Origin of the sequence: Methylorubrum zatmanii (assembly GCF_014845115.1) — a bacterium.
Lineage (GTDB): Bacteria > Pseudomonadota > Alphaproteobacteria > Rhizobiales > Beijerinckiaceae > Methylobacterium > Methylobacterium zatmanii.
In genome coordinates this window covers 34725-59885 of record NZ_NKUI01000011.1, presented here as the reverse complement: position 1 = coordinate 59885, position 25161 = coordinate 34725, and the positions used below count along the sequence as shown (strand labels likewise).

The following is a 25161-nucleotide window of genomic DNA, read 5'->3' as shown; positions in this document are numbered from 1 at the left end:
TCGGCACGGGCAACCGTTAACATCGTGTTTACCAGCCCGCCGCTTTATGAAATGAACACCTCACAGGGCGCATGACAGAGCGCATGGGCACCGGGACGCCGTTCGATGAAGATCCTGCTCGCCGAAGACGACAACGACATGCGCCGGTTCCTGGCCAAGGCGCTGCAGAACGCCGGCTATGACGTGCTGTCGTTCGACAACGGCCTCTCCGCCTATAACCGCCTGCGCGAGGAGCCCTTCGAACTCCTGCTGACCGACATCGTCATGCCGGAGATGGACGGGATCGAGCTGGCGCGCCGCGCCACCGAACTCGACCCGGATATCAAGGTGATGTTCATCACCGGCTTCGCCGCGGTCGCGCTCAACCCGGATTCCAAGGCCCCCAAGGACGCGAAGGTGCTGTCCAAGCCGTTCCACCTGCGCGATCTCGTCAACGAGGTCGAGAAGCTCCTGGCGGCCTGACGGCGCCGGCACGGCCGGGCGCCGGAGACGGCGCCATCGGCCGCACGCTGTGTCCTGGCCGCAGTAGGAAGATCCGCGCGGCTCGCCTATATCCGTCGCTTCTTCCCCTTTCGGGCGCGACGGACCCATGCAGCCGGTCACGATCTACACCACGGCCTGGTGCCCCTATTGCTCCGCAGCCAAGACCCTGCTGCGCGACAAGGGCGTGACCTTCACCGAGATCGACGTCGAGAAGACGGCCGGCGCCCGCGCGACCATGGTTCAGCGGGCGGGCGGGCGCACCTCCGTGCCGCAGATCTTCGTCGGCGACAAACATGTCGGCGGCTGCGACGACCTCTATGCCCTGGACCGGGCCGGCGGGCTCGACCCGCTGCTCGCGGCATGACGGCGCCGCAGACGCCGAAGCCCTTCGTCGCCGCCTGCGTGCAGATGCGCGGCGGCCGCGACCCCGCGGTCAACCGTGAGGACGCGCTGAGGGCGGTGCGCGAGGCCGCCGCCGCCGGAGCGGCCTATGTGCAGACTCCCGAGACGACCTCGCTGATCGAGCGCGACCGGACCGCCCTGTTCGAGAAGGTCGGCCCGCAGGAGAGCGATGCGACGCTGGCTGCCCTCCGGGAGGTGGCGCGGGCGGAAAAGATCGTTCTGCAGATCGGTTCGCTCGCGATCCGCGACGGCGAGAAGATCGCCAACCGCGCCTTCCTGATCGATGCCGCCGGCGAGATCCAGACCTCCTACGATAAGCTCCACCTCTACGACGTCGATCTGCCGAACGGCGAGAGCTGGCGGGAATCGGCGACCTATTCCCGGGGCGATTGCGCCGTCGTGGCCGAGACGCCGCTTGCCAGCCTCGGCCTGACGATCTGCTACGACCTCCGCTTCCCCGCCCTCTACCGGGCCCTGGCGGAGGCGGGCGCCACGGTGATGACCGCGCCGGCCTGCTTCACCCGCCAGACCGGCGAGGCGCACTGGCACATCCTGCAGCGGGCGCGGGCGATCGAAACCGGCTCGTTCATGATCTCGGCGGCGCAGGGCGGCCGGCACGAGGACGGGCGCGAGACCTTCGGCCATTCCCTCATCGTCGATCCCTGGGGCCGCATCCTGGCCGAGGCGGACGGCGACCGACCGGGCGTGATCCTCGCCGAAATCGACCTCGCGAAGGTGGCGGATGCGCGCGCGCGCATTCCCACCCTGTCCCATGCGCGCAGCTTTTCCGTGCGCCGCGCCTGATCGCCCCCCATCTTCCTCTCATGATCCGTTTTACCCTCGCCTGCGCGTCGGGCCACACGTTCGAGAGCTGGTTTCCCTCCGGTTCGGCCTATGACGAGCAATCGGCCCGCGGCCTCGTGACCTGCCCGATCTGCAACTCGGCCAAGGTCGCCAAGGCGCCAATGGCGCCGGCGGTGGCACGCACCGACCTCGGACGGCGGGACGCGATCCCGGCCGCGCAAGCCCCGGCGGGCGCATCGGGGCCGGAGCCGGCCGCCCCGTTGCCGACGATCGCGGAGCCGGAGCGACAATTGCGGGCCCTGTTACGGGCCGTGCGCGAGCATGTCGTCGCCACCGCCGAGCATGTCGGCGACCGCTTCGCCGACGAGGCGCGGGCGATCCATTACGGCGAGGCGGAAGGCCGGCCGATCTACGGCGAGGCGAGCTTGCACGAGGCGAAGGCCCTGGCCGAAGAAGGCATCGCGGTGATGCCGCTGCCGCCGGCCCCCGACGACCGGCACTGACCGGGCTTCGCCGGCGTCACGCCTCGATCCGCCCCGCCGGAAACCGGAGCGTGACCTTGGTGCCGCCGGAAGGCCGGCTTCGACGTTCGCGGGTGCCGCCGATCTGGCGGCACAGGGCGTCGATCAGGGTCGCCTCGAAGCAGCCCTCCGCCGATGCGCCGGCACCGACCTCGGCCCCATCATCCTCGACCGTGACCAGGACCGCATCCGCATCCCGGGTGATGCGCAGGGTCAATCGCCCGGCTCTCTCGGGGAAAGCGTGCTTGATGACGCCGGCGACGAGTTCGTTGAGGATCAGGGCGAGCGGCCCCGCCGCCTTCGGCCGCAGCCGCAGCGGCATGAGATGGAGATCGACGGCGATGTCATCCCGGCCCGAGGCCTCGATCAGGGCTCCGGCGACCGTTCGGATCAGTTGGCCGAAATCATAGGCCGACCCCTGGCCCGCACTCTCCTCCTCGGGCTCGCGGTAGAGCGCGCCCAGGGCCTCGACGCGCCCCATCGCCTCGGACAGGGCCGCGCGGACGGCAGGATCGGCTGTGCTGCTGCTCTGGAGCGACAGCATCGCCGAGATCATCTGGAGATCGTTGCGGGCGCGGTGGCCGATCTCGCGCAGCAACAGGGCATTGGTCTCAAGCGTCGCCCGGCTGCGGTCGCGCTCCTCGACCAGGGCGTGACGCTCGCTCACATCGAGCTGCGAGGCGAAGAAGAACAGCAACGTGCCGTCCTCGTCATGGACGGGACTGATGTATACCGCGTTGTGGAAGGTCGAGCCGTCCTTGCGGTAGTTCAGAAGTTCGACCTGCACATCACGCTCGGAAGCGATCGCCGCACGGATCCGCGCCACCGCGTCGAGATCGGTGTCGGGCCCCTGCAGGAACCGGCAATTGCGGCCCGTCACCTCCAGGCGCGTATAGCCGGTCAGCCGGAGGAAGGCGTCGTTGGCATAGACGATCGGGTTATCGAGTCGGTTCGGATCGGTGATGATCATCGCCATCCGCGTGGCGCGGACCGCCGCCGCAAACGGATTGCCCTTGCCGGACCGGGCCCCGGCCCAGACCCGTTCCGTCAGCTGCCACTCTTCTCCAGACTCCATCCGCTCCCGATCGCCCCTCACGGTGTGTCGCCGCGAACCCAACCTGCCGCGTCGTCAAAGCAGGCGGCGATCACCATATCAGGGGCGAGCGAGGCGCGACATCGTTCGCCCGCCGCCACTCACCCCGTTTCGACGGACAGTAAAGGGAAGAAGCCATGCTCCTGTTCCGCAAGCGGCCGGAGATGCCGGCGCCGTCCGAAGCCCTTCCCGGCCGGCCGGAGGCGCTGCCGACCGCCGAACGCCATTTCGTCAACGGGCAGCCCTTGAAGGGCCCCTATCCGGAGGGGATCGAGACCGTCGTGCTCGGGCTCGGTTGCTTCTGGGGGGCGGAGCGCAAGTTCTGGCAATTGCCGCAAGGCATCCACGTCACGGCGGTGGGCTATGCCGGGGGCTACACCCCGAACCCGACCTACGAGGAGGTCTGCACCGGGCGCACCGGGCATAACGAGGTGGTGCTCGTTGCCTTCGATCCCGCCGTGCTGCCGCTGGAGGCCGTGCTCAAGACGTTCTTCGAGAGCCACGACCCGACGCAGGGCTATCGCCAGGGCAACGATGTCGGCACGCAGTACCGCTCCGGGATCTACACCACGAGCGAGGCCCAGGCGCAGACGGCAAGGGCCGTGCGCGACACCTATGCGCGGGCGCTCGACGCCAAGGGATACGGGCCGGTGACGACGGAGATCGTGCCACTCGAGACCTTCTTCTTCGCGGAAGAGTACCATCAGCAATACCTCGCCAAGAATCCCGGCGGCTATTGTGGGCTCGGCGGCACCGGCGTGTCATGCCCGGTCGGGGTCGGTGTCGCGGCGGAGTGAGGGCGGGCCCGAGCTTGACCGTCTTGCGGCTCCGCCGCCCCCGTGCCAAATCCCGGCCGCTTTCGGAGGACCGGGATTGATGACGAGGTTGGAACACGCCTTCGAGCGCTTTCTGTTCGCGTGCCGCTGGCTGCTGGCGCCGTTCTACGCGGCGCTGACGGTCGCCCTCGTCGTCCTGCTGGTCCGGCTGCTGCTGGAACTCGGGCACGTGGTCACGCACGCGCTGGAATCGACCGAGTCCCAGACCATCCTCGGCGTGCTCGCTCTGGTCGACCTGACCTTCACGGCCTCGCTGCTGATCATCGTGATCTTCTCGGGCTACGAAAACTTCGTCTCGAAGTTCGACCATACCGACCACAAGGACTGGCCCACCTGGATGGGCACCATCGACTTCAGCGGCCTCAAGCTGAAGCTGATCTCCTCCATCGTGGCGATCTCGGCGATCCAGCTGCTGAAGTCGTTCCTCGACGTGAAGAACTACAGCGACCGCGACCTCGGCTGGCTGGTGGGCATCCACATGGTCTTCGTGATCTCCGGCCTGCTGATGGCCCTGACCGACCGGCTTTCCGCCGGCCATCACGAGAAGTAACGGCCCCCGCCCCGAAAGCCGGCGGCCGGCTTTCGGGAACGGGCGATGACACCCCGGCGGCTAGCGCGCGTGCAGCACGGCCCGGCAGGCATCGGGCAATCCCGCCAGCGTCATCGGCGGGCGCGGCTTCGGCGGCTTCTTGGGCTTGGGCGGGTGCAGCACCGCATCGCTGAACCAGTAATCGAGCTCCGAGCCGCAGCCATCGCCGGGGGGCGGAGGCGCTTGGTCGTCGCAGGACCCCTCGCCGGCGGGGCAGGCGAGGCGGATATGGTAATGGTAATTGTGCCCGTACATCGGGCGCACCTTGGTGAGCCAGCCGCGATCCCCGCCCGCCTCGCGGCACAGGGCCTTCTTGATCGCCGCGTTGACGAAGATGCGCGCCACCTCCGGCTGCTTGGCCGTCAGGCGGATCAGGGCGGTGTGCTGGCGGGTCCAGACATCGGGGTCGATGTCGAGCCGGTCGGAGCGCACCATGTCGGTGGCGGAGGTCTCCTCGCGCTCCTGCCGGCTCATGCGGTGATCGGGCATCGGGGTCAGCCAGACATCCACGTCGAGGCCGAGCTGGTGCGAGGCGTGGCCGGTGAGCATCGGCCCGCCCCGGGGCTGGGACATGTCGCCGACGAGCAGCCCCGGCCATCCGGCCTGCGGTGCCCGCGCGGCCAGGCGCTCGATGAAATCCACGAGATGGGGCGTGCCCCACATCCGGTTGCGCGAGGGGCGCATCACCTGCCAGGTCGCGCCGTCGAGGGGCAGCGCCTCACCGCCGGAGAAGCAGCCCTTGGCATAGGAGCCGAAGGGGCGGGCCGGTCCGCTGGACGGCGCGGTGACGCGGCCGAACAACGCCTTGGCCGGGGTCGAGGGGTCGTTCGGGTTGGCGAGCGGGGGCAGCGGCTTCGGGTTGACGCTGCCACGGTCCTGCGCCGCGGCCGAGCCGAGCAGCGCTGGAAGGGCAAGCACGGCGCAGGAAGAGCAGAGGGTCAGGCGGGTCAGCGGCATGCGCGGCGGCTCGTCCGAGAGGAAAACGGGGTGACCGGAACGTGCCCGGCGGCGTGGGCGTTTTTTATGGCAAGCTGTAACAACGTTGCAGGGTGATCGCCATGGATCCCGTTTCTCCCGTTGCGGCAGCCGATGCCGCAGCCTCGCCCCGCAGCCTGATCGCCAGCGACCGTGTGATCGGCACGGAGGTGCGCCGGCCGGATGGCGACAAGGTCGGCCGCATCGAGCGGCTGATGCTCGACAAGCGCTCGGGCCGCGTCGCCTATGCGGTGATGAGCTTCGGCGGCTTCCTCGGCATGGGCGAGGAATACTACACGCTGCCCTGGGCCGTGCTGCGCTACGATACCGACCTCGACGCCTATGTCGTCGACATCACCGAGGAACAGCTGCGCGATGCCCCCGCCCGCTCGCCGGAGGGCGGCGACCCGGAGGACGATCGCGCCTGGGAGGAGCATGTCCACCGCTACTACAACGCGGCGCCATATTGGGGGATCTAGGGCGCTCTCCGCCGAAGTGGCCGCCGGTTCGGCGAAAGAGAGCGCGTCAAGGCAAGGGCTTAGAGCCGCGCCCGATGGCAACGTGATCGGGCACGGCTCCAAGCGCAGACATGCTGTGCGTCACGGCCGCGTCAAAAAGCCAATCGGCTCCCGCGGCGGCTGGCCGAGCCAGATCAGGAGGGCGCCCAGGCCGAGCCCGAACACGGCGGCCGGGACGAGGCCGAGCGGCATCAGCACCACCGTGTCGGCCCAGGGCGCCGTCTGGCGGATGGTCTTGGCCAGCGCCGAGAGCCGCTCCTGGGGCAGGGCCTGGATCAATTCGGCCAAGCTGGTGAAGCGAAAGCCGTTATTGGCGATGGAGCGGGCGCCGTCATAGCAGAGCTGGACGAAGCCCGCCGCCATCACCACGAGCCCGAGCGCCCGGCTGAAGAACGGCAGTCCGAGAAAACGGGAGACGGTTCGCAGCATGTTCGCCCTCGCGCGGGAGCGGATCACTCCGCCACCGCGACGCCTACTTGCTCCCCGTGACTAGGCCGTAGCCGGAAGCCAGGCAAGGCGGCCCCGGTCACGTCGCCCGCCCCCGGCCCGACGCGCGCGCGAGCAGCACGGCGCCGAACAGTCCCGAGAGCAGCGAACCGCCGAGAACGCCGAGCTTGGTCTCGGTGCCGTGCAGCCCGTCGGCGAAGGCGAGGGCGCCGATGAACAGGCTCATGGTGAAGCCGATGCCGCAGAGCAGGGCGACGCCGTAGATCTGGGGCCAGCTCGCCCCCGCCGGCCGCGCGGCGAAACCGGCGGCGACGGCGAGGCGGACGCTGAGGAAAATGCCGGCCTGCTTGCCGAGGAACAGGCCGAGCACCACGCCGAGGGTCACCGGATCGACGAGCGCGGAGGGCGGCAGGCCGACCAGCGTCACCCCCGCATTGGCGAAGCCGAAGACCGGCACGATCAGGAACGCCACCCAGGGGTGCAGCGCGTGTTCGAGCCGATGCAGCGGCGAGGTTTCATCCTCCGGTCGGCCCGGGCTCGGACGGATCGGCACGAACAGGGCGAGCAGCACACCGGCCACGGTGGCGTGGATGCCGGAGCGCAGCACGACAAACCAGAGGACGAGCCCGGCCAGAAGATACGGCATCAGCGCCCGCACGCCGAGGCGGTTGAGGGCGAAGAGCAGGGCGAGCAGGCCGGCGGCGGAGCCGAGCATCACCGCGTCGATCTGCCCGGCATAGAACAGCGCGATCACGACCACCGCGCCGAGATCGTCGACGATGGCCACCGCCGAGAGGAAGATCTTGAGCGAGACCGGCACCCGCGGGCCGAGAAGGGCCAGAACGCCGAGGGCGAAGGCGATGTCGGTGGCGGTGGGGATCGCCCAGCCTCTCGCGGTGACCTGCCCGGCATTGAAGGCGAGATAGACCAGGGCCGGCAGGGCCATGCCGGCTCCGGCGGCAAGGCCGGGCAGCACCCGCGCCGGCCATGTCCGCAACTGCCCGTCGAGGGCCTCGCGCTTGATCTCGAGGCCGACCAGCAAGAAGAACACCACCATCAGGCCGTCATTGACCCAATGCAGCAGGCTCATCGGCCCGATGGGAATGTGGAGCAGGTGGTCATAGGCCTCGGCCAGCGGCGAGTTCGCCACCGCGAGCGCGGCGGCGGCCGCCGCCATCAGCACGAGGCCGCCGGCGGATTCGCTGGCGATCAGGCCGCGGAACGCCGAGAGCGGGCGTCGCAGGACGGGACGGGGCGAGGCATCCATGGGCCAACCGACTGCCCCGCCGGCTTCACGGATGCAAGCCGACCCCGCAGGGTCAGGCGCCGTTGCTCAGAGCGGCGCGAATCAGCGTCTTGCCGTCCTCGCTCGACCACTCGGCCGGCCCCTTCATCACGCCCAGGGTGCAGCCCTTGCCGTCGATCAGCATCGTGGTGGGCAATCCGGTGGAGCCGACCGCGGATTGGACGGCCGGCAGCACCTTGCCCTCCGGATCGCCGTAATAGGCCAGATGCGCGATGCCGTTGGCCTTGAACCAGGCCGGCGGCTTGTCGAGATTGCGGGTCTCGACATTGATCGCCACCACCCGGAAGCCCTCGCCGCCGAGTTCCGCCTGCAGCCGGTCGAGGGCCGGCATCTCGGCCTTGCAGGGGGCGCACCACGTCGCCCACAGATTCACCAGCAGCAGTTTGCCGCCCATGGCCGCGAGATCGGTGGACGCCCCGTCCGGCCCCCGGAAGGTGACCGCCGGGGCCGGGCGCGGGGCCGCCGACGCGTCGAAAGCGGCGACATCGCCGTGGGCCAGGGGCGCGAGGCGAGCCGCCACGGGAGCGGCCTCGGCGCAGGGACCGGAGGCGACGAGGTTGCCGAGGTTCGGACCCGTCCCGTATAGGGCGAGGCCGCCGACGAGGATGGCGGCGAGGGCGCCGCAGGCGGCGATGGTTTTCGGGGTCGCCTTCACGGTCGAGCCTCGTTTCGCGGGCGGAAGGTGGAATCAGCCATGAGCAACCGGATGTGGGGCGGCCGCTTCGCGAGCGGGCCGGCGGAGATCATGGAGGAGATCAACGCCTCCATCGGGTTCGACAGGCGACTGGCGTCCCAGGACATTCGCGGCTCGCTGGCGCATGTCGCGATGCTGGGCGCGCAGGGCATCCTGCCGGCCGAGGATGTGGCCGCGATTCAAGCCGGGCTCAAGTCCGTCGAGGCCGAGATCGCGCGCGGCGAATTCGTCTTCCGGCGCGAGCTGGAGGACATCCACATGGCGGTGGAGAGCCGCCTGACCGAGATCGTCGGCCCTGCCGCCGGGCGGCTGCACACCGCCCGCTCGCGCAACGATCAGGTCGCCACCGACATGCGGCTGTGGGTGCGCGACACCCTCGACGCCCTCGACGCGCAGGTCGCCGACCTGCAGCGGGCCCTGGCCGAGACGGCCGTGCAGCACGCCGCCACGGTGATGCCGGGCTTCACCCACCTGCAATCGGCCCAGCCCGTCACCTTCGGCCATCATTGCCTCGCCTATGTCGAGATGCTGGCCCGCGACCGCGGCCGGTTCCGCGATGCCCGCGCGCGCCTCAACGAATGCCCCCTCGGCGCGGCGGCCTTGGCCGGCACCTCCTTCCCCATCGACCGGCACGCCACCGCAGCGGCGCTCGGTTTCGACCGGCCGACGGCGAATTCGCTCGATTCCGTCGCCGACCGAGACTTCGCCCTCGAATCGCTCGCCGCCGCCTCGATCTGCGCCGTCCATCTCTCGCGCTTCGCCGAGGAGCTGGTGGTGTGGACCTCGGCGCAGTTCGGCTTCGTGAAGCTCTCGGATCGCTTCACCACCGGCTCGTCGATCATGCCGCAGAAGCGCAATCCCGACGCCGCCGAACTGGTGCGCGCCAAGGCCGGACGCATCGTCGGGGCGCTGACCGGCCTGCTCATCGTCATGAAAGGCCTGCCGCTCGCCTATTCGAAGGACATGCAGGAGGACAAGGAAGGCACCTTCGACGCGCTGCAATCGCTCTCCCTCTGCCTCGCCGCCATGGCCGGCATGGTGCGCGACCTGGAGCCGGTGGCCGAGACGCTGAAGCGCGCGGCGGGCTCCGGCTACGCCACCGCCACCGATCTGGCGGATTGGCTGGTGCGCGAGCTGAACATGCCGTTCCGACAGGCGCACCACGTCACCGGGCGGGTCGTGGCCGCAGCGGCCGAGCGCGGCATCGGCCTCGAAGAGCTGTCGCTCGAGGCGATGCAGGCGATCGAGCCCGGCATCACCGAGGCCGTGTTCGCGGTTCTCGGCGTCGAGAACTCGGTGGCGAGCCGCACCAGCTACGGCGGTACCGCACCGGACAACGTGCGCCGGCAGGCACAGGCTTGGCTGGAAAAGCTCGGCCCTGTGGAGAAGTAGGGAGAGCCCTGCGGGAACGGGCACGGAAAATGCCGCGTTCAGGATTCAGCTAACTGAGCTTAGCTATCCGACTGCCCGAACCTGCGGAGTGCCGTCGATGAACGTTGAGAGTTGGATCACCGTCGAGGAAACGCCTGTTCTGGCGGCTGAAGCGACGGCGGCCATCAATGCCCGTCTCGCCCGGCTGACGCCGGCGCAGCGCGACGCGTTCTGGTCCTCGATCCGGAAGGCCTACAACACGCCCTACAACGATCCGGTGAAGCCGGCGAAGCCGCAGCCGGTGGAGCCGGCCCCCGGCACGGCTCCGGCGGCGGTCGAGATCCGCATGCCTGCCATCGACCTGCCTGCGGCGGCCCTCGCCTCCGCCTCGTTGGCCGCCGAGATCCGCGCGGCCTGAGACGACCTCTCCCGCATCGTTGCGAGGCGACCGCGTAGCCATCCAGCGCACGCCGTGTGAGCCCGTCGGATCGAGCGTTCCCGCGGGCTCGGTCGGGCTCCAGTTCCGACGCAAGGCAGGATCGCCGAACGGTGCGGCGCATTGCCGTTTTCGGTTAACGACACCGGCCGGGGCTTTCCTGTTCCGCTTGCGCCGGTCATCCTTGGCGCGCGCGAAGACGGCCGGATCGTCCCGGCCGTCCGTACACCCGAGTTGAGATGCAGCGTCCACGCCTCCCGATCCTTCGCCCGACCTCCCATTCCGGCCGCCTCCTCGCGGCCATCGTCCTGATCGCGGCAGGCGCTTCTGCCGTGCCCGGCCCGTCCGGGCGGGCCTTTGCCCAGGACGCCGTGCAGGGCGGCGAGACGGTCGTCGCCCAGGCGGATAAGGGGGCTGGCCGGAAGGCGCGTGGCCGGCGCGGGTCAAAGAGCTCGGCCAAGAGTTCGTCCTTGCCGCCCGGCATGCAGCAGGCGGTGCCGCTCGCCGTGTTCGGCGACTGGAACGTCTTCACCAACGGCGCCCAGGCGCGGGACAAACTCTGCTACGTCATCGCCCAGCCGGCGGCGCGCAGCCCCAAGACCCTCGCCCGCGACACCGGCTACCTGTTCGTCACCTTTCCCAAGGGCGGCGGACAGGGCGAGATCGCGGTGATGCTCGGCTTCAAGCCGAAGCCTGCGGCGGCCCAGGCGAAGCCCGGCGCCGGCGCCGCCCCGAGCGATCCCTATCTGACCGTTGGCAGCACCCGCTACGGCCTCGTGGTGAAGGACGAGAACGCCTGGATCCAGAACCAGGGCGACGAGCCGCGCATCGTGACCGAGATGAGCCGGGCGCAATCCGTGACGGTCCGCACCACGTCCCAGCGCGGCAACCCGACCCAGGACGATTACGCCCTCGGCGGCTTCGCCGAGGCGCTCAAGCGCGCCCGCGAGGAATGCAAGTAGCGGCGGCTTCGGCCAGCATCCGTCCGGCGGGCCTGCCTCTGGCGCTGCTCCTCCATCGAGCAGGCTTCGGAGACGGCACCGATAAAAAGCCGGCGGCTCCTTTCGGAGTCGCCGGCCGAACGGATCGGCGCCTGCTTCAGCGCGCCATCACACCGCACGCAGGCGCGGCTGACGATTTTTTTCCCGCGCCGCACGGGCGGCCTGCTCCACGTTGCGGAACAGGGTGCCGTCGAGGCCATCGAAGCGGCGCTCGGAGGAGAAGAAGCGGACACCGCCGTGCTCGGGCACAGCGATGCCGGCAGTGATCTCGCCAACCTCAATGACGCGGGCCGGCGGCTCGTTGCTGGCGAAGAGGCTGCGCGCGTGATCGTCGAAGGCGGTCTGGACACGGGTCATGATCGGGTGAACTCCTGCGGCCATCGTCGGCCGGTGATCGGCAAGGCGTTCGCGGGCGCTCCTAGCCCACGGATGTGACTGCTTGCCGACAACACCCCTCCACCCGACCGAAAAGGGCGCCGGGCCCTTTCGAAATCTTCCAAAGAAAAAGACCAACCAAGGCAAGTCCTCCTCTGTCGCGAGGACCACGGCGCAAGTGCGCCGTGATGCATTAGCGTTTGATAACGCGGCGCAAGCGTGCCACTACAAATCACCGCGGCGCGAAGACGTTCGCACTCCATTAAGATGAGCAGGCGACCCGCTTTCGTCAACGGAATGTTCTTTCGAAGATCGGCTTGACTGAGAAAGATCGCGCCGGGTTAAGCGGCAACCCCGGCGAGTCTCGTCTTCCGCCGCAAGAGCTTGGCGTCCTTCACGGATTTCACCCACCAACAACGCGCCGTCTCGCGGCCGGCTTCGCCCGCTTCGCGGGCTCGGCTCGGACGAAGCGGAGGACCGCCCGGCCGAGGATCTCAGATCGGGGATGCCGCGCTCCGAGGGAGTCCGCTCTCTGCGACAATCCGCCCGAGCTCCGCATGGGCGGAGAAGACCGTCGCGGCGCCGGCCGCGCGGAGATCCCGCCCGGACCGGTCGTGGCCCCAATGGCCGCCGCCGGTGAAGCCGACGACCCGCATCCCGGCCGCCCGGGCCGCCTCCACCCCCGGCACGCTGTCCTCGATCACCAGGCACTGCTCGGGCGCCGTTCCCATCCGCTCCGCCGCGAACAGGAAGAGATCGGGGAACGGCTTTCCCCGTGCCACCTGTGCGGAGGAGAAGACGTGGCCCTGGAACAGCGGCAGCAGCCCGGTGAGCCCGAGGGAATGGCGCAGCCGGACCGGATCGCTGCTCGACGCCACGCAGAATGGCAGGTGCAGGAGCCCCAGCGCCTCGGCGATGCCGGCCATGGCCTTCAGCTCGGCCGCGAAGGCGTCGAGCGTCTGCGCCTTCACCCGCTCGACGAAGCCCGCCGGGGCCTCGATGCCGTCCTCGCGGGCGACGCGCTCCATGATCGAGGTCATGGAGGTGCCGGCGAAGCGCGCGCGGACGGCCTCGAGGTCGATGGCGAGGCCGATTTCGTTGAGGCCGCGCGTCAGGGTCGCGAGGCTGATCGGCTCGCTGTCGATCAGCACGCCGTCGCAGTCGAAGATCACGAGGGCGAGGGGAGGGGTGGCGGGGAAGGCCGGTGCGTCCGTCATCGGAAGCCGGTGTGGCATGGGGCGGGAGAGCGCCGCAACGCGGTTCTCCGCCCGGGCTCAAGCCGGTTGTCGCATCCGCCCCCGGCGTGTAGCCCGGCTTCATGCGGTACTATCTCGGCCTCGCCACGACCTTCCACGATCCGGCGCTCGCCCTCGTCGGGCCGGACGGCACCGTGCTCTTCGCCGAGGCGGCCGAGCGCTACCTGCAATACAAGCGCGCGCCGAATTGCGAGCCCGATCCCGGCACCCGCATGGCGGGTCTGCTGCGGCGCCATGTGCCGGAGGGCGCGGAGCTCGTCGTCAGCTCCTCCTGGGGCGAGCAATTCTCGGACTTCCTGAAGGGGCAGGCGGCCTCCGGGGCCTTCGACCTGCCGGCGCTGGCGGCCCACCCCTCCACCCTCAACCGCTCCTTCGTGCCGGAACGGGCCGAGCGGGTCTTCATCGCCGACCTCCATGCCATGCAGGCGCGGGCCGGCAACGGCACGATCCTCGCGCTCGACAACGAGACAAGAGGCTTCGGCGGGCGGCCCCGGGCGAGCATCGCCGGCCGGCGGCGCTATGCCCACCACCTCGCCCACGCGGCCTATGCCCTGTGGGGCAGCCCGTTCGAGGAGGCGACCGCGCTGATCGTCGACGGCATGGGCGAGACCGGCGCGGCGGCGATCTATCGCCTGAAGGAGGGCCGGATCGAGGAGGTGCGCCGCCATCGCGGGCGTGGCTCGGTCGGCTTCCTCTACGGGCTGGTGACGGATCTCGCCGGCTTCGACCAGATCAAGGGCGAGGAATGGAAGATCATGGGGCTCGCGCCCTATGGCCGGACCGACCCCGCCCTGATGGCCCTGCTGCGCCGCCTGTTCTCGGTCGAGGACGGGCGCCTGAAATTCGCCGACGAAGCCACCGTGCAGGCGGTCGCTACGGAGATCCTGGCCCGGCGCCCGGCGGATCTCGGCGAGCAGGGCTGGGCCGATCTCGCCCGCTGCGGCCAGGACATCTTTTCGGAATTGATGGACATCCTGGTGGCCGAGGCGTGGCGGCTGGCGCCGTCGGACAACCTCGTGATCGCCGGCGGCTGCGGGCTGAACTCGTCCTATAACGGGCGGGTGCTCGGCCGCTCCGGCTTCACGCGCCTGCACGTGCCCTCCGCCCCCGCCGACGACGGCAACGCCATCGGCGCGGCTTGGCTGGCGCTGGCCGAGGACGATCCCGCCTGGACCGGCCCGAAGCCGGAGGCACGCCCGCTCACCCCCTATCTCGGCTCCAGCGTCTCCACCGAGCCGCTGGAGCGGATGGCCGAGTGGGAGCCCCGCGCCCGCCGCCTCGGCCATGCGGGCGTGACCCGGGAAGCCGCGCGGATCCTCGCCGAGGGCGGCCTCGTCGGCTGGGTCCAGGGCAGGGCGGAGTTCGGCCCGAGATCGCTCGGCAACCGCTCGATCCTCGCCGATCCGCGCCCGGCCGATGCCAAGGCCTCGCTCAACGCCAAGGTGAAGTACCGCGAGGCGTTCCGCCCCTTCGCCCCCTCGATCCTGGCGGAAGCCGGCCCCGATTGGTTCGAGGATTATGCCGACAGCCCGTATATGGAGCGCACCCTGGTCTGGCGCGAAAGCGTGCGGGACAGGGTGCCGGCCGTGGTCCATGCCGACGGCACCGGGCGGCTGCAGAGCGTCACCCGCGCCCGCAATCCGGCCTATACGGCGCTGATCGAAGCCTTCGCGGAACTGACCGGCGTGCCGATCCTGCTCAACACCAGCTTCAACGTGATGGGCAAGCCGATCCTCCACACGGCGGAGGACGCGATCCTGATGTTCTATACCACCGGGCTCGATGCCATCGTGGTCGAGGACTGGATCCTGACGAAAAAGGCGCCCGCCTGAGACGGACGCCTTGCAATCTCACACGCCACGCAATGCGGCGACTTACTCGCAGACCTCGACGTTGCGGTAGGTGAACTCGACATCGTCGAGCCAGACCTTGCGGCGCTCGTAATGGCAGATCGGCCCGCGGCGGCGCGGCGGCGGAGGCGCGACATAGACCGGCTCCTCTTCGACATAGACCGGGCGCGGACGCGGGGGAGGGGGCGGCGGCGGAGCGGCGCCGTTCAGGAGCGCGCCGACGGCGAGGCCGCCGATGACGCCTGCGGCGGCGCCGCCGATCAGGGCGCCGTTGCGGCCGTCACGGGCGGAGGCCGGCGCGGCGGAGAGAAGAGCGGCGCCGACGAGCACCGCGCAGACGCCCTTGCGGGCGACGACGGAGAAGGACGAGGCGGGCACGGGAACCGATTCCTTTGGACGACCCAGGTTTCAGGCACGTGAGCCGAACCTAGGCCGATCAAGCTTAAGGATTGGCGAACGGTCGGTTGCCGGAGGTTCAGCTCACCGCATCGAGAGACGTCACCACCGCGCGGGGCGCGAGGTCCGGGTACTCGTCGGGCTGGCCCTTGCGGTTCACCCACACGGCATCGAAGCCGAAGGCGGTCGCGCCCGCGATGTCCCAGCGGTTGGAGGAGAAGAACAGCACCTCCGGCCGCGCCACGCCGAGACGGTCGAGGACCAGCCGGTAGGCGGCCGGCGCGGTCTTGAAGGTCTGGACGGGATCGACCGAGAGCACCGCATCGAGGCGATCCGCGAGGTCGGCGGAGGTCACCGCCCGCTCCAGCATCGCGGCATTGCCGTTGGAGAAGAGCGCGGTCTTCACGCCGCGTTTCCGCAGCCGCTCCAGCACGCCCGGCACCTCACCGTAGGCGTCGAGGGCGCGATAGGCGTCGAGCAGGCTTTCCCGGTGCGACCGGTCGATGTCGGGATGCTTGGCCAGGGCGAAGTCGAGGGCGCGCTCGGTCAGCTCCCAGAAGCCGACATAACGGCCCATCAGGCCGTGGACCCAGGAATATTCGAGCTGCTTGGTGCGCCACAGCTCGGACAGGCTGTCCGCCTGCGCCCCGAGCCTGTCTGCATGGCGCGCGACCGCCGAGTGCACGTCGAACAGGGTGCCGTAGGCGTCGAACACGGCGTGGGTTTTGCCGGCGAGGAGATCGGGATCGGTCATGCAGGCTCAGATGAGGCGCCCGCATCGTCCGGAAAGCTACCTGCGGCGCAATCGCACGCCGAAGGCTCCCATCATCGCGAGCAGGGCGCCGGCGTAAGCAAGCGCCCCGGCGAGCCCCAGCAGCGCCAGCACCGCGATCTCGCGGAAATGGGGGAGGGCGGGCACCATCCGCTCGGCGAAGGGCAGGCCGTACACGGCGAAGCCCGCCAGCACCACGCTCGCGACGATCACCGCCGCGACCGTGACGCCGAGCACCCGGCCGGGCGCAGTCCAGCCCCGGCGCAGGGCCAAACCGTAGAGCAGGGCGAGGTTGATCCATTGCCCGATGGCGGTGGCGAGCGCGAGGCCGGCGACGCCGTAGGGACCGGTGAGCACGAGCTTGAGCCCGACATTGACGGCGATGGCGGTCAGCGAGGCGTAGAGGGGCGTCGTGGTGTCCTGCCGGGCGTTGAAGCTCGCCACGGCGGAGCGCACCAGCACCACCGCCGGCAGAGCCAGACCGTAGGCGGCGAGCACGGAGGCGGCGCGGGCGGCATCCTCGGCGGTGAAGGCGCCGCGCTGGAACAGGGCCGCCACGATCGGCCCCGGCAGGGTCAGGAAGGCGACCATGAACGGAGCCGAGAGGGCCAGCGAGAAGCCGGCGGCCCGGTTCTGCGCCGCATGCGCCCCGGCCACGTCGCCCGAGGCGATGCGCCGGCTCATCTCGGGCAGGAGCACGGTGCCGGCGGCGATGGCGATGACGCCGAAGGGCAGTTGGTAGAGCCGGTCGGCATAGTAGAGCGCCGAGACCGCGCCGGTCGGCAGGAAGCTCGCGATAATGGTGTCGGCGAAGGCCGCGATCTGGAACCCGGCCGAGCCGATCACCGCCGGCCCCAGGATCTTGAAGAAGCGGATCAGGTCGGGATCGCGTAAGGTCGGCTTCGTCAACCGGGGGGCGTAGGCGCGGGCCCTGGCATCCCACCAGACCAGCGCGAATTGCAGCACCCCGGAGACCGAGACGCCCCAGGCCGCCGCAGTGGCCGCGTTCGGGAACAGGAAGGCGAGCGCCAGGGCCGCCAGCATGGCGAGGTTGAGCAGAACCGGCGCCCCGGCGGCGGCAGCGAAGCGGCGATGGGCGTTGAGGATGCCGGAGAACAACGTCACCAGCGTCATGAACAGCAGATAGGGGAAGGTGATCCGGGTCAGGCTCACCGCCAGGGCGAAGCGCTCGCCATCCTCGGAGAAGCCCGGCGCCAGCGCCCGCACCACCCACGGCATCGCCGGCAGGGCAAGCGCCAACAGCGCCACCTGCACGACGAGCATCAGGGTGAAGACGCGGTCGGCGAAGCGCGCGGCGGCGGCCTCGGCACCGGCCTGTTCCAGATGGGTATAGGCCGGCACGAAGGCGGTGTTGAACGCCCCCTCGCCGAAGATCGCACGGAAATGGTTCGGCAGGCGGAAGGCGACGACGAAGGCATCCGCCATCGGCCCGGCGCCCATCACGGCCGCCGTCACCACGTCGCGGGCAAAGCCCGTGACCCGCGAGACCAGCGTCCAGCCGCCGACGGAGAGGATCGAGCGGATCATGTCTTTGGCAGATGGCCCCGTGGGTTCGGTGGAGGATCCCATCCGGCACCTCAGATGAGGGCGGGTGGGGGATCGCCCCATCAGGCCAGTAGGCCTCCGAGACGAGGCGCGACTAGGGCCGCAGGGTCACGACGCGCATGAAAAAACCGCCCCGTCGGAAACGGGGCGGCTCTCTCGCAATCGCGAAGCGGATCAGGCCTTGGCTTCGCCGTACAGCTTCTCGACATACTCCCAGTTCACGAGGTTCTCGATGAACGCCTTGAGGTAGTCGGGGCGGCGGTTGCGGTAGTCGATGTAGTAGGAGTGCTCCCACACATCGACGCCGAGGATCGGGGTCGCGCCGTGGACCAGCGGGTTCTCGCCGTTCGGGGTCTTCAGGATCGCGAGCTTGCCGTCCTTGACCGCGAGCCAGGCCCAGCCCGAGCCGAACTGGCCGACGCCGGCCTGGATGAAGTCGGCCTTGAACTTCTCGTAGCCGCCGAGATCCTCGTCGATCTTCTTGGCGAGCTCGGCCGGGGGCTGGCCGCCACCGTTGGGCTTCATCCAGTTCCAGAAGTGGAGGTGGTTGTAGTGCTGGCCGGCGTTGTTGAAGAGCGCCTGATTGGTGTTGTAGCTCGCCTTGACGATCTCCTCGACGCTCTTGCCCTGGAGATCTGTCCCCTCGAGCAGCTTGTTGCCGGTATCGACATAGGCCTTGTGGTGCTTGTCGTGGTGAAACTCGAGGGTTTCCTTCGACATATAGGGGCCCAGCGCGTCGTAGGCGTAGGGCAGCTCGGGCAGGGTGAACGTCATGCCTGTCTCCTGGGTTGTCCGGTCGGTAGGCCGGACCCGGCGGGCGTCCGGGGTCCGGGCGCGCGGACGAAAATCGGCGCGCGGCCGGCGGGGCGACGGCCGGGTAGGTAAGTCGATCGGCCTGGCTCGGCAACGCCGCAAGCTGTGCATGGAGCCGCCGAATCGCCGGATTCTTCGCGCAGGCTGATCGCGGAATTTTGCAATGTTCGTCCGGGGAGGTATCGTGCCAACTCCCACGACCCGTGACAGTTGAGTTGAGAGTATCATGGTCGTCGCGCTGCTCGCGCTCAGTCTCGTCATGATCCTCGGCGGCTTCGCCGCCGTGGTCCAGGGCTTTCCCTATGTGCGCCTGGAGAGCGGGCTCGCCATGGTGATCGGCGGCTCGACCGCCGCCTCCGCCGGGGTGATCCTGCTCGGGCTGACGGCGGTCCTCGACCGTCTGCGCCGGCTCCAGGGCAGCCTTGCGCAGTTGAACGCGGCGCCCCTCCCGGCCGCCGGCGAGTCCCGCTCCGTCGCCGAGGCGCCGCCGTGGCAGGCCACCTCACCGGCACCGTCCCAACCGATTCCCGAGGTCGAACCGCCCCAGCGCCCCTCGCTCACAGGCTTGGGCGCCGCCGGTCTCGGTGCCGCCGGGCTCGCGGGCCTGTCGCTGGGTGCGCTGCGACCGGGCGGACGCGGCTCCGAGCCGGTCTTCGACGATCCGACGCCGCCGGCGGAACCGCACGCCGATGCCGCCGAGCCGCTGCTGCCCGATCTGCTCGACGAGCCATCGCCCGAAACGCAGGCTGAGCACAAAGCCGACCCGGATGCCGACCTGTTCGGCGAAGCCGAGCCGCACCTGTCGGTTTTTTCGGAGCCGGAACCGGCTGCCGCAGCCGAGCCCCCCGAGCACGAGACGACCGAAGAGGCCACGCCCGCGCCGGAAACGCTCGGCCTGCGCTCTTCCCTGGACGAGCCGGCCCCCGCTGCGGTGCCGGAGCGGTCCGAGGCGGTCTTCACCGAACCGCCGCCCGCCGAAGCCGTCGCGGACGAACCCGCCGCGCCGGAAGCCGAGGAAAGCGAGCCGGCCCCGGAGGAGGAGCGGCACGCGGTCGGCTCCTACTCGTCGGGCGCCAACACCTACGTGATGTTCTCGGACGGTTCGATCGAGGCGGATACGCCGCGCGGACGCTTCACCTTCGCCTCGCTCGACGAGCTGAAGAGCTTCGTCAATGCCGGGGGCGAGGAGGCGAGGGGCGCCGCCTGAGAAGGCGCGCCGGCCCTCCGATGGGGAGGAAACGCGCCCTCCGTTAAAACCTAGGCCAGCGGGTTGAGCGCCGGATTGCGCGCCGGCAGGGGGGCGGCCAGCGTCAGGTGGAAACCGTCCCGGGCGTAATCGGTGCGGATCTGCGCCTGGACCTGAGTGGTCAGCACCCGCTGCAGCAGGCGCGAGCCGAAGCCCTGACGGGTCGGCGGCTCCACCGGCGGGCCACCGCTCTCGCGCCAATCGAGATGCAGGATGCCGTCCTCGACCCTCCAGGCGATCGCCACCCGGCCATGCCCCGTCGAGAGGGCACCGTATTTGGCGGCGTTGGTGGTCAGCTCGTGGATCGCCATGCCGATCGGCACGGCGATGTCCGACGGCAGATCGACCGGCGGTCCGTCGAGGGCGATGCGCAGGTCCGGCGAGGTTTCGGTCTCGCTCTCGGCATAGGGCATCAGCTCGGCGGTGAGCAGATCGTGCAGGCTCGCCGTCTGCCACGTCGCCTCGGTCAGCACGCTGTGGGTATGGGCGAGGGACTTGATCCGCCCCACGAACGCCTCGTGGAAGCTGTCGATGCTGGTGGCGGTGCGCGCCGTCGAGCCGACGATGGCCTGGACGGTGGCGAGCGTGTTCTTCACCCGGTGGTGCAGTTCGCGGATCAGCAGGCTGCGGCGCTCCTCGGAGAGGTGGCGGTCGGTCACGTCGGCGACGACGCCGATCAGCCGGCGCGGCAGGCCGCCGGATCCGCTGCGCTCGAAGCGCCCGGCCATGTCGATGGTGCGCCAAGTGCCGTCGTCGTGGCGGCGGATGCGGCCGGTGGCGTGCAGGATCGTGTTCTCGCGCAGGGCCCGCAGGATCGCCTGCCGGAAGATCGGCCGGTCCTCCGGGTGCAGGATCTGCTTGAGAAAGGTGGCCTTGCCGATGCTGCCTTCCTCCGGCCGGCGGCCGAAGATCGCGAACATCCGCTCGTTCTCCCAGGTCGCCCGGTCGTCGAGGACATGCCACTCGAAGATGCCGAGATCGGCCACTGTGGTGGCGACCCGCAGGCGCTCCTCGCGCTCGGCCAGGGCCGCCCGGGCCTCGACCTGGGTGGTGATGTCCTGCACCACGCCGACGACGCCGATGGGGGCACCGTCCGAGGCCAGCAGGGCTTCGCCGCGCGCCCCGATCCAGATCTCGGCGCCGTCCGTGGCGCGGCGGAACTTGGTCTGGAAGGCGTAGGGCCGGCCGGCGGCGAGGGCCTCGGCGACCGAGGCCTGAAGGCGCTCGGCCTCCGCCGGCTCGATCTGCCCGCGCATGGCCGCCCAGGTCACGGAGCGTCCCGGGGCATAGCCGAGGATCTGCGCGGCGCGGCGGGAGAAGACCATCTGCCCGGTGGTGAGATCCCAGCGCCACTCGCCGAGGCCCGCCGCCGTGAGGGCGTCCCGGTTCTGCTCGGCGCGCACCAGCTCGTCGGCATCGACCAGATCGAGGACGGCGACGGTCTCACCGAACGGATCGGACGCGGCCTCGTCGGAGAGGGTGAGGCGCAGATCGAGACTGCTGCCATCGGCCCGCAGGCAGCGGCGGATTCCGGATTTGAGCCCGAACGCGTCTCCGCCGAACTCGTCCCGGCCGATCACCCGGTCGCTGGAGGTGCCGTCGAGGTCGCCCGGAGCGTAGCCGAGCCAGCGGCACAGGCGCGGATTGGCCGCACGGATCGTGCCGCCATCGGGTGAGAGGACGACGAGACCCACCGGCGCGCCGTCGAAGGCCGCACGGTAGAGGCCGAGCGACGCGTCCGCCGGTCGAGAGCCCTGTTCCGCTCTGTCGCGCACTCTACTCCCCGTTCAGCCGCCCGCTCGCGGAGACAAGCGGGACCGTCCGGAGGACGGCACCATGACGGAGGCCGCCTCGGACGACAAGACCGCCCGGTGCATCGTTTCTGAAAACTGGATCCAGGACGATGCGCCAAGTCTCTGTTCGCACACCGCCCTTTCGGGAACGACCGGAGGCAGCCCACCGGAGCGATGATCGGACGCCTCCTCGGAGATCGCCGCTAGGGCATAAGGAGGCGCCGGGACCGAGGCAAGCCTCATCGGACGCCGCGGGTCAACAGGCCCGGCAGGGCTCCGGCCAGCATCCGGCCCGCGCGAATGACCGCACCCGCCTCCTGAGCCGAGCCGCGCAGGGCGGCCCGGCCGAAGCGGACGGGCAGGTTGACGGCGAAGGCAGCGGCCAGCACCGCGAGGAAAGCGGCCCGTCCGTGATGCTTGTCGGCGTAGAGCGCCTGCGCCCGCAGGAAGTAGAACAGGCGCCGGTCCTTGACCGCCTCGGTGGTGCCCTGGCCGCGATGCCGGATCTCGGCCGCCGCCGCGTGGCACACGGCAAAGCCCGCCGCGCCGGCGCGGGCGCAGAGGTCGGCATCCTCCCAATAGACGAAGAAGCGCTCGTCGAAGCCGCCGAGCCGTTCGAAGAGCGGGCGCCGGATCATCAGGAACGCGCCCATCACCGCATCGACAGGGCGTGTTTCGGCGTGATCCCAATCGAGCAGGAAATGCGGCGGCACGCGGCCGGGCAGCAGCCTGTCGAGGAACAGGGTGTGGGCGACGAGACGCGCTCCGGTCGGGTGGCGGGCGCAGGTGCGGTGCGTCCGCCCCTCGTCATCGACGAGCCGGGCCCCGACGATGCCGGTGCGGGGATCCGCTTCCAGGGCGGCGCGGGCGGCCGCGATGCCGTCGCGGCTCACCTGCGTATCGGGATTGAGGAACAGGATGGCCTCGGCCCGGCCCAGGGCCGCGCCCTGGTTGCAGGCCCGGGCGAAGCCGCGATTCTCGGCGTTGCGCAGCACGGTCAGCGCCAAGCCCGGCCGGTCGAGGCCGTCGGCCGAGCCGTCGGTCGAGGCGTTGTCGACGACGACGACGCGCAGAGCCGCGGCGTCGGCACTCACGGCGAGGCTCGCGAGGCAGGCCCGGAGCTGCTCCCCGGCATTCCAGTTGACGATGACGATGTCGAGGGGCGCCCTCACGGCGGGGCATCCGCCGGGCGCCCGAGCCGTCCGGCGAGCCCCTGGGCCAGCGCCGTGAGCAGGCGGCCGAGCACCCGCGGCGAGAAGCGGTGCCGGGCCCAGTAGAGGCCGATCTGGAGCGGCAGGTAGGCGATCTGCCGACGCTTCCAGCGGGCGGGCACGTGGGGCAGGCGCCAGCCATAGGCGGTGTTGCGGACATAGACCGCCATGCGGAACAACGGCTGGTCCGGCATCGCCACCGGCAGGAAGCGGGCACGGATGGTGCCGCGGCCGACGCTGTGCGGGATCGCCGTGCCGGGATCCATCCAGCAGCTCCATCCCCGCGCCCAGGCGCGGAAGCACCATTCGAGATCGACCGCGTCGATGAAGAAATCCTCGCGGAACGGTCCGACCTGCGCGAAGGCGGCGAGATCGACGAGGGAGCCGGAGGTCGCCAGGAACTCCACCGGCATCAGGCCCCCCCGGGGCCCCACGTCGGGACGCGCCGGATAGCGCGGCGCCTTGTGGCCGGGATTGGGGGCGGGCGCCGGCCCGACCACGGCCGGGGGCGGCTCGGCTCCGGCGGCGCGGTCCAGGGCGAGGCTCAAGGCCCGCACCGTCTCGATGCCGGCATCGGCATCCTGGTCGAGCAGGAACAGGCGCGGGAAACCGGCCGCGGCCGCCGCTTCGGCCAGGGCGTTGAGGGCGGCGGCGATGCCGCCGTTGCGGCCCTCGCCGAGGAGGGTCAGCCCCTGCGCCTGCCTCAGCCGAACCAGCGCCTCCGGCGGGATGCCGCCATTGTCATAGACGAAGACCGGCATCCGTCCGGCGAAGCGGGCGACGATCCGCGCCACCTGCTCCGACGAAGGGCGGAAGAACACCACCGCCACAGCGGTACGTGGGAGATCCGGGAAGAGATCGGGGGGCTTCACGCCGGCTTCGCAGCCTCACTCCACGACAAGCTTGTAGCTCTGCCCCGGCTTGAGGGCTGCGCCCCGCACCAGACCATTGAGCACGAGGAAGCGGTCGACCGCGCGGTCGGGCACGCTCATGCGCCGGGCCAGCGCCTCCACGGTGTCGCCGGGGGCAGCGGTCACGATCTGGAGATGGGCCGGTTTGAGGGCGGCGGCCTCCTCCGGCTCGATCGGGCGCAAGCTCTCCAGCCAGCGGCGGAAGGCCGGCTCGGGGTCGGTCGCGCCCTTGGCCGCCATGATCATGCGGTAGGTGCTCTCGCCGACACGGATCGCCGCCAGACGGAAGGTCCAGTCCTTGCCCCGCGAGATCGCGGTGACGGCGGGGCGCCCGCCGATGATGCGGTTCTCCACCGATCCCGCCTCGATGCCGTCGTTCCAGGTGGCGCGCAGCACCTCCTCCAGGCTGCGGTCGCCGCTCGCCTCGACCTGATCGAACAGCAGGCGGCGGCTGCCCTCGGGCGTGGTGCCGAGCACCGCGTTGCGTGTGTTCTCGATGGCGAAGGCCTCAGGCACCTCGAAGGCGATGTGCAAGCCCGGATGCAGGAAGAGGCGGCCCCGCACCAGCCCGTCACCGGGATTGTCGCCATAGGCCAGCCCATCGATCGCCGCGAGGTAGCGCGCGCGGTCGTCGGCGCCGAGGCCGGGAGCGCCGATGCGCCGGGCGGCGCGGGTGACGAGGGCGATGCGCTCGGTGGTGGCCGGGTGGGTCGCCAGCATGTCCGGCTCGGCGGCGCTGCCGCTGCCGGCCTTCAGCGCCATGGTGCGGTTGAGCGCTTCGAGGAAGCGTCCGGCGCCGAAGGGATCGTAGCCCGCCTGGGCCAGCACCCGCACGCCGGTGGTGTCGGCCTCGAATTCCTGCTCGCGGGAGAAGCGGGCCAGGGTGAACTTGGATTGGTTCTCGAGCTGGGCCCCGGTGACGGGATCGTTCAGCACATCGGCCACCACGCGGCTGACCAGCTGCGAGCGCAGGGCCATCTCGGTGCGGGCGGTGGCGTGGCGCAGGGTGACGTGGGCGATCTCGTGGGCGAGCACCGCCGCCACCTCCGAACTGTCGGAGGCGAGGCCGAGCAGGCCACGGGTCACGTAGAGCCGGCCGCTCGGCAGGGCGAAGGCGTTGACCACCGGCGAATCGAGGAGCGTGACCGCGTAGGTCTCCTCGGGATGGTCGCTGACGCGGACCAGCCGATCGGTGATCTCGGTGAGCAGGCGATGGGCGGCGGGCGAACGGTACTCGCCGCCGAAGGAGGCCACGAGCTTGGCATGGTCCGCCTCGTCTCCGGCGCGGGTGCGGCCCGTGGTCCTGGGTGCCTGCTCGGGCACCTTGATGACGGCGGGTGTGAGCACGCTGCCGGTCTGGTCGCCGGCGCAGGCCGCCAGCAGGGCCGCGAGCCCGAACGCGCCGAGCCGCGCGCCAGCACGCGCGAGCCGCTTCCGGCGGTGCCCGGATGCGCTCCGCCGACCCGATTGATGCTGCCGATCCCCCGTCATGCCGT

The 25161-nt window shown here is 70.4% G+C and carries 27 protein-coding genes; 12 read left to right on the top strand and 15 right to left on the bottom strand.

What is annotated here, in order from left to right; genetic code table 11:
- Positions 1 to 105: 105 nt before the first annotated feature.
- From cpdR to MZTS_RS01695, 4 genes are all read left to right on the top strand, one after another.
- Entirely contained in the window at positions 106 to 462 is a 357-nt protein-coding gene (gene cpdR / locus MZTS_RS01710; RefSeq protein WP_003603128.1) for a cell cycle two-component system response regulator CpdR, read from the top strand.
- Positions 463 to 589: 127 nt separating this feature from the next.
- Positions 590 to 847: a glutaredoxin 3 gene (gene grxC, locus MZTS_RS01705; protein WP_009863379.1), complete on the top strand. Its 258-nt coding sequence runs from the start codon at positions 590 to 592 to the stop codon at positions 845 to 847.
- Entirely contained in the window at positions 844 to 1689 is an 846-nt protein-coding gene (locus MZTS_RS01700; RefSeq protein WP_192280787.1) for a carbon-nitrogen hydrolase family protein, read from the top strand. Before grxC ends, MZTS_RS01700 begins: the two co-directional genes overlap by 4 nt.
- A 20-nt stretch (positions 1690 to 1709) precedes the next feature.
- Positions 1710 to 2192: a DUF1178 family protein gene (locus MZTS_RS01695; RefSeq protein ID WP_192280784.1), complete on the top strand. Its 483-nt coding sequence runs from the start codon at positions 1710 to 1712 to the stop codon at positions 2190 to 2192.
- 16 nt (positions 2193 to 2208) lie between these two features.
- On the opposite strand, the gene MZTS_RS25440 is transcribed toward MZTS_RS01695, so the two are convergent.
- On the bottom strand, positions 2209 to 3285 hold the full coding sequence (locus MZTS_RS25440) for a PAS domain-containing protein (protein ID WP_009866659.1): 1077 nt from the start codon (positions 3283 to 3285) through the stop codon (positions 2209 to 2211).
- Between the two features lie 155 nt (positions 3286 to 3440).
- On the opposite strand from MZTS_RS25440, the gene msrA reads away from it, so the two are divergent.
- Together msrA and MZTS_RS01680 are read left to right on the top strand one after the other, a co-directional pair.
- Positions 3441 to 4100, top strand: a complete 660-nt coding sequence (gene msrA / locus MZTS_RS01685; protein WP_009866660.1) for a peptide-methionine (S)-S-oxide reductase MsrA — start codon at positions 3441 to 3443, stop codon at positions 4098 to 4100.
- Between the two features lie 79 nt (positions 4101 to 4179).
- Positions 4180 to 4689: a TIGR00645 family protein gene (locus tag MZTS_RS01680; RefSeq protein ID WP_192280781.1), complete on the top strand. Its 510-nt coding sequence runs from the start codon at positions 4180 to 4182 to the stop codon at positions 4687 to 4689.
- A 60-nt stretch (positions 4690 to 4749) separates the two neighbouring features.
- Here MZTS_RS01680 and mepA read toward each other — a convergent pair whose 3' ends face one another.
- The gene (gene mepA / locus MZTS_RS01675) at positions 4750 to 5685 is read right to left on the bottom strand and encodes a penicillin-insensitive murein endopeptidase (RefSeq protein WP_009866353.1); all 936 of its coding nucleotides are present in this window, start codon (positions 5683 to 5685) and stop codon (positions 4750 to 4752) included.
- A 101-nt stretch (positions 5686 to 5786) separates the two neighbouring features.
- Here mepA and MZTS_RS01670 point away from each other — a divergent pair, with 101 nt between their 5' ends.
- Positions 5787 to 6182 (top strand): PRC-barrel domain-containing protein, encoded by a 396-nt coding sequence (locus MZTS_RS01670; protein ID WP_192280778.1) that lies wholly within the window; start codon positions 5787 to 5789, stop codon positions 6180 to 6182.
- A 120-nt stretch (positions 6183 to 6302) separates the two neighbouring features.
- Here the strand turns inward: MZTS_RS01670 and MZTS_RS01665 are convergent, their stop codons facing one another.
- The 3 genes from MZTS_RS01665 to tlpA all read right to left on the bottom strand — a co-directional run bounded on the left by MZTS_RS01665 (position 6303) and on the right by tlpA (position 8629).
- Positions 6303 to 6650 carry a hypothetical protein gene (locus MZTS_RS01665; protein ID WP_009866355.1) on the bottom strand — a complete coding sequence of 116 codons (348 nt, stop codon included), beginning with the start codon at positions 6648 to 6650 and terminating at the stop codon, positions 6303 to 6305.
- Positions 6651 to 6747: 97 nt separating this feature from the next.
- Positions 6748 to 7935, bottom strand: a complete 1188-nt coding sequence (nhaA, locus tag MZTS_RS01660; protein WP_192280775.1) for a Na+/H+ antiporter NhaA — start codon at positions 7933 to 7935, stop codon at positions 6748 to 6750.
- A gap of 52 nt (positions 7936 to 7987) precedes the next feature.
- Positions 7988 to 8629, bottom strand: a complete 642-nt coding sequence (gene tlpA / locus MZTS_RS01655) for a thiol:disulfide interchange protein TlpA (RefSeq protein ID WP_009866209.1) — start codon at positions 8627 to 8629, stop codon at positions 7988 to 7990.
- Positions 8630 to 8668: 39 nt separating this feature from the next.
- On the opposite strand from tlpA, the gene argH reads away from it, so the two are divergent.
- The 3 genes from argH to MZTS_RS01640 all read left to right on the top strand — a co-directional run bounded on the left by argH (position 8669) and on the right by MZTS_RS01640 (position 11437).
- Complete coding sequence (gene argH / locus MZTS_RS01650; RefSeq protein WP_192280772.1) at positions 8669 to 10060, top strand: argininosuccinate lyase; 1392 nt, start codon at positions 8669 to 8671, stop codon at positions 10058 to 10060.
- Between the two features lie 97 nt (positions 10061 to 10157).
- Positions 10158 to 10457 (top strand): hypothetical protein, encoded by a 300-nt coding sequence (locus MZTS_RS01645; RefSeq protein WP_192280769.1) that lies wholly within the window; start codon positions 10158 to 10160, stop codon positions 10455 to 10457.
- Positions 10458 to 10714: 257 nt separating this feature from the next.
- A complete protein-coding gene (locus tag MZTS_RS01640) occupies positions 10715 to 11437 on the top strand; it encodes an invasion associated locus B family protein (RefSeq protein WP_009865867.1) in 723 nt (240 codons plus the stop codon).
- A 147-nt stretch (positions 11438 to 11584) separates the two neighbouring features.
- On the opposite strand, the gene MZTS_RS01635 is transcribed toward MZTS_RS01640, so the two are convergent.
- Together MZTS_RS01635 and MZTS_RS01630 are read right to left on the bottom strand one after the other, a co-directional pair.
- Complete coding sequence (locus MZTS_RS01635) at positions 11585 to 11833, bottom strand: hypothetical protein (protein ID WP_009865868.1); 249 nt, start codon at positions 11831 to 11833, stop codon at positions 11585 to 11587.
- Positions 11834 to 12345: 512 nt separating this feature from the next.
- A complete protein-coding gene (locus tag MZTS_RS01630) occupies positions 12346 to 13068 on the bottom strand; it encodes an HAD family hydrolase (RefSeq protein WP_192280766.1) in 723 nt (240 codons plus the stop codon).
- A gap of 101 nt (positions 13069 to 13169) precedes the next feature.
- Between MZTS_RS01630 and MZTS_RS01625 the strand changes: the two genes are divergently transcribed.
- Positions 13170 to 14939 (top strand): carbamoyltransferase family protein, encoded by a 1770-nt coding sequence (locus MZTS_RS01625; protein WP_192280763.1) that lies wholly within the window; start codon positions 13170 to 13172, stop codon positions 14937 to 14939.
- Positions 14940 to 14981: 42 nt separating this feature from the next.
- Here MZTS_RS01625 and MZTS_RS01620 read toward each other — a convergent pair whose 3' ends face one another.
- The 4 genes from MZTS_RS01620 to MZTS_RS01605 form a co-directional block, all read right to left on the bottom strand.
- Complete coding sequence (locus MZTS_RS01620; RefSeq protein WP_192280760.1) at positions 14982 to 15335, bottom strand: hypothetical protein; 354 nt, start codon at positions 15333 to 15335, stop codon at positions 14982 to 14984.
- 97 nt (positions 15336 to 15432) lie between these two features.
- Positions 15433 to 16107 carry a haloacid dehalogenase type II gene (locus MZTS_RS01615; RefSeq protein WP_192280757.1) on the bottom strand — a complete coding sequence of 225 codons (675 nt, stop codon included), beginning with the start codon at positions 16105 to 16107 and terminating at the stop codon, positions 15433 to 15435.
- 36 nt (positions 16108 to 16143) lie between these two features.
- Positions 16144 to 17673 carry a murein biosynthesis integral membrane protein MurJ gene (gene murJ / locus MZTS_RS01610; protein WP_192280754.1) on the bottom strand — a complete coding sequence of 510 codons (1530 nt, stop codon included), beginning with the start codon at positions 17671 to 17673 and terminating at the stop codon, positions 16144 to 16146.
- 192 nt (positions 17674 to 17865) lie between these two features.
- The gene (locus MZTS_RS01605) at positions 17866 to 18465 is read right to left on the bottom strand and encodes a superoxide dismutase (protein WP_192280751.1); all 600 of its coding nucleotides are present in this window, start codon (positions 18463 to 18465) and stop codon (positions 17866 to 17868) included.
- 265 nt (positions 18466 to 18730) lie between these two features.
- On the opposite strand from MZTS_RS01605, the gene MZTS_RS01600 reads away from it, so the two are divergent.
- Complete coding sequence (locus MZTS_RS01600; protein ID WP_009865506.1) at positions 18731 to 19711, top strand: hypothetical protein; 981 nt, start codon at positions 18731 to 18733, stop codon at positions 19709 to 19711.
- Between the two features lie 50 nt (positions 19712 to 19761).
- Here the strand turns inward: MZTS_RS01600 and MZTS_RS01595 are convergent, their stop codons facing one another.
- From MZTS_RS01595 to MZTS_RS01580, 4 genes are all read right to left on the bottom strand, one after another.
- Positions 19762 to 21525, bottom strand: coding sequence for a PAS domain-containing protein (locus MZTS_RS01595; RefSeq protein WP_192280747.1), 1764 nt, complete (start codon positions 21523 to 21525; stop codon positions 19762 to 19764).
- Positions 21526 to 21782: 257 nt separating this feature from the next.
- Entirely contained in the window at positions 21783 to 22715 is a 933-nt protein-coding gene (locus MZTS_RS01590; protein ID WP_192280744.1) for a glycosyltransferase, read from the bottom strand.
- Positions 22712 to 23626, bottom strand: a complete 915-nt coding sequence (locus MZTS_RS25575) for a glycosyltransferase family protein (RefSeq protein ID WP_192280741.1) — start codon at positions 23624 to 23626, stop codon at positions 22712 to 22714. Before MZTS_RS25575 ends, MZTS_RS01590 begins: the two co-directional genes overlap by 4 nt.
- A 15-nt stretch (positions 23627 to 23641) precedes the next feature.
- A complete protein-coding gene (locus tag MZTS_RS01580) occupies positions 23642 to 25156 on the bottom strand; it encodes a M48 family metalloprotease (protein ID WP_192280738.1) in 1515 nt (504 codons plus the stop codon).
- Positions 25157 to 25161 lie beyond the last annotated feature (5 nt).